At 62.8% G+C, this 3,566-nt stretch carries 3 protein-coding genes; all 3 read left to right on the forward strand.

The genetic code is table 11. The features are described from left to right. Nucleotides 1-1,041: sensor histidine kinase (locus AC1DYX_RS29245; RefSeq protein ID WP_477265440.1), on the forward strand; the 1,041-nt coding region annotated here is incomplete at its 5' end. Nucleotides 1,042-1,364: 323 nt separating this feature from the next. Continuing rightward, the gene (locus AC1DYX_RS29250) at nt 1,365-2,159 is read left to right on the forward strand and encodes a glycine-rich domain-containing protein (protein WP_477265441.1); all 795 of its coding nucleotides are present in this window, start codon (nt 1,365-1,367) and stop codon (nt 2,157-2,159) included. A 229-nt stretch (nt 2,160-2,388) separates the two neighbouring features. Continuing rightward, nucleotides 2,389-3,566: CHASE domain-containing protein (locus tag AC1DYX_RS29255; RefSeq protein WP_477265443.1), on the forward strand; the 1,178-nt coding region annotated here is incomplete at its 3' end.

Genomic DNA, 3,566 nt, shown 5'->3' on the forward strand with positions numbered 1-3,566 from the left:
GCGTGCTGTTCGACAGCCATGGCAGCAGCCAGCCATGGCAGCAGCGCAAATCCGGCGCCACCGCTGGCCGGCCGCGACGCGAATTTTTCGACAACGTTTTCACTGGATTTCCACGGTCGTACCTGGACGACGGTTTACTCGGCGCCGAAGACCGCGCTGTACACGGAATTCGACACGTATTATCCGAAGCTGATGATGGCGTTCGGCTTCCTCGGCTCGGTCCTGCTGTAYGCCCTGTTGCATACGCTGACTTCATCGCGCCGCGCCGCCCTCGCGCTCGCGCAGGAAATGACGAGCGAACTGCGCGAGAGCCAGACCAGGCTGCAGSTGTCGCACCAGAAGCTCAGGCGCCTGGCCGACCATGCCTACCAGATCAAGGAAATGGAGCGCAAGCGCATCGCGCGCGAGATCCACGACGACCTCGGCCAGAGCCTGCTGGCGCTGCGCATCGAAGCCGAACTGCTGGCCGGACGCACGAAGGGCACGCACAGCCACCTGCACAAGCGCGCCCGCGCCACCCTGCTGCAGATCGATACGACGATCAAGAGCGTGCGCCAGATCATCAACGACCTGCGCCCGACCGTGCTCGACCTCGGGCTGTCCGCGGCCGTCGAATGGCAGGTCAACCAGTTCCAGCGGCGCACGGGCATCCAGTGCGAGGTGCAGGACGACCATGGCGAGATCGCCCTGCCCGACCACTGCGCCACGGCCTTCTTCCGMATCCTGCAGGAATCGCTCACGAACATCGTGCGGCACGCCAACGCGACGCGCGTGAAGGTGGAGCTGCGCCTGAACGGCGGCTGGCTGTCGCTGACGGTGCGCGACAACGGTTGCGGCCTGCCGCCTGGCGGGCGCAACAAATACGGTTCATTCGGTCTGGTGGGCATCGAGGAGCGCATCGTGATCCTCGGGGGCACCTGCGCCGTGTTCAGCGAGCCGGACGGCGGCACGACCGTGATGGTGTCGGCACCCGTCATGGGAGGATTGACGCAGCCGATCCCCGAACCATTCAAGCATGGCCAGGGTTCGCCCCTGATCTGAATCCGCGCACTTCCAGCCTCTCGCCCGCTCCGCAACGGGCGGCCAGGTCGCCTTTCCGACCTCGCTTCTCTCCCAGGTCGGCACTACCCCATCAAATCGTCACTGCATAGCCATTCAGGCAACAAATGTTGTTTGTTTGATAAATATCAATATCACAACTAATTGCCTCAGCTACATTGATCACATGTAAGACACATCTGCAAATCCGACAGTGTGTTGCCGTAGGTCATCGCATGAAGCACGCAAATATTGTAGCCGGCATTTGATTTATCGCACAACCATAACTTGAGATAGCAGTACTCAACCAATCAATGAGGACAACCATGAACGCCAACGACCTGTTTAAAGCTGTGACGCAACTCGACCTGGAACCGATCAAGATGAAACTGATGCATGTGGAATCGGGCGAAGGCTGGAGCCTGGAAAAGGCCAATGCCGTCGAAAAGGAATACCGCCGCTTCCTGTGCCTGATGAAGATCTACCCGGACGAGGACACCGCGCCGCTGGTCGACGTCGACACGTTCTGGCACTACCACATCCTCGACACGATGAAATACGCCGCCGATTGCGAGCAGGTGTTCGGCTACTTCCTGCACCACTATCCGTACGTCGGCATGCGCGGCGGGGACGATGAGCAATTCCGCCTGGACAGCGGCGAGCGCATGCGCGAACTGTACGAAGCCACCTTCGGCGAAGCCTATCCGGGCATGGCAGCACGGAGCGAAGATGGAGCGCACACGGGCTATTGCGCCGGGCCACGCGTCAGGGCGCAAGCCGCTCGTGGCGAGGGCGCCGTGGCGGCCACCGCGTACTGCGCCGGCCCCCGTGTCGAAACGGCCTATTGTGCCGGGCCGCGCATCAAGGTGCAGGCCGCCCGTGGCGAGGGCGCCGTGGCAGCCACCGCGTACTGCGCCGGCCCCCGTGTCGAAACGGCCTATTGCGCCGGGCCGCGCGTCAAGGCGCAGGCCGCCCGTAGCGAGGGCGCCGTGGCGGCCACCGCGTACTGCGCCGGTCCCCGTGTCGAACCCGCCTATTGCGCCGGGCCGCGCATCCGACCAGCCGGACCTCAGGCGGATACGCCCCGCGCCGACAGCATCCCGGCCGCGCTGTCCGCCTGACGATCTATCCGGGGCAGACTGTCTTGCCGGCTACAGTCGCCCCACGCTGACAAACCTGCCCGCTCGCAAGCGGGCTTTTTCGTTTCCCGGCGCCTGCGATATATATCGATTGCATAAGAGAACAACTCTTCGAACTGCTAGGTACAGCCGGAGCGCAAGACAAGTATTTTACAAAAATTAACATTGCATGCTCGACAGCGCCGGAACACATCTTGAGAGACGTATTTTCATGGCAACAACACTGAGAGATGCGTTTTCGGTCACGCGGTTCTCGTTCTGGGCAGGCGCCCTGCTGTCCTCGCTGGTCGGCAGCGTGCTGTACATGATCACGACCCATTCGATCGAAGGCGACGCCGAGGCGCGCTTCGTCAACCATGCGAAACACGCGCAAAGCGTCATCAGCGTCCGATTGAAATCGTATACCGACCTGCTGCGCGCTGCGGGCAGCATGTTGCAGAGCACGGACATCATGACGCACCGCCGGTTCCACGAATACGTGCTCGGCCTGAACCTGCCGCGCAATTATCCGGCCGTCGACAGCATGAATTTCGCCGTCTACGTCACCGAAGCCGACAGGGAAGCCTTCATGGACGACCTGCGCGAGGAAATGTCGCACCATCTCGGCAAGGGTGCGACGCTGGAGATCTCGCCGCCGGGCGTCCGGCCCGACTATCTGCCGATCGCCTACTTCGAACCCGACCCGAAAAATCCGGCGCTGTATGGGATCGACCTGGCGACCAATCGCTACTTCAACAAGCAACTGATGGCAGCGCGCGACAATGCGACGCTGTACGCGGCCGGCACGCCGATTCCCGCGCTGTCCACGCCGAACAACATCTTCCTCGGCATGCGCACGCCGGTCTACCAGTTCGGCTTGCCGCTCGACACCGTGGAGCATCGCCGGGCGGCCTACGCCGGCTCGCTCGGGATCGCGTTCAACATGCCCAAACTGCTGCATGGCGTGATCGACGAGATCCCGATCAAGGGCCTGCGCATGACCCTGTACGATACCGGCCCCGGCACCGACACCTACGGCCGGGATACCAGCGGCCGCCCGCTCGCACTGTTCGACAGCCGCGGCACCGCCGGCAATCCCACGCCTGCCCTCGACAGCGGCGACGACGTATTCACTACCACGCTGCCGCTGGATTTCAACGGACGCCCCTGGAAGACCGTCTACAGTGTCCGCAAATCCGCGCTGTACACGGAATTCGACACCTATTATCCGAAGCTGATGATGGCGTTCGGCTTCCTCGGCTCGGTCCTGCTGTATGCCCTGTTGCATACGCTGACTTCATCGCGCCGCGCCGCCCTCGCGCTCGCGCAGGAAATGACGAGCGAACTGCGCGAGAGCCAGACCAGGCTGCAGGTGTCGCACCAGAAGCTCAGGCGCCTGGCCGACCATGC

This window comes from Massilia sp. P2_C2 (genome assembly GCF_056404615.1).